The organism is Mesorhizobium sp. BHbdii, assembly GCF_053848045.1.
Window position 1 is genome coordinate 1 of sequence record NZ_JBSPKX010000325.1, and the last position, 397, is coordinate 397.

Annotated in this window: 1 protein-coding gene; it reads left to right on the top strand. The window is 60.2% G+C overall.

Annotation, left to right across the window (positions count from 1 at the left end):
• Positions 1-397, top strand: a 397-nt coding sequence (locus tag ACWTU8_RS33265; RefSeq protein ID WP_455851434.1) for a ribbon-helix-helix domain-containing protein, incomplete at both ends; no start/stop codon positions are given.

Sequence of the window (397 nt, forward strand, 5' to 3'; positions counted from 1 at the left end):
GTTCTGGACCACGCTGAAGCAGATGGCCGAAAGCCGCAAATGCACGATCGGCATGCTGATCGACGAGATCGCCGAAAGCCATGCCCACACAGGAAACCTGACATCGGCAATCCGGGTGGCCTGCATGCGCGGACTGGCCGACGAAAACCAGACCTTGCGACGGCTTGCGTCGATCAAGACGATCAACGCCACTCTGGTCGCCTGCCCGTCACCGGCTTTTGCGCTCTCATCGTCGAAGAGGATCCTGACCTTTAATGCGCCGTTCCAGCAACTGGTCAGGCGTCAATTGCCGGTCGCGCCAAGCGAAGATGCGCGCCACGACTTGAAGCTTGCTCTCGATCTCAATGTCGCTGACATATTCGCGCGGCTCGACGCCAATGGCGAAACGCCGGTCGCC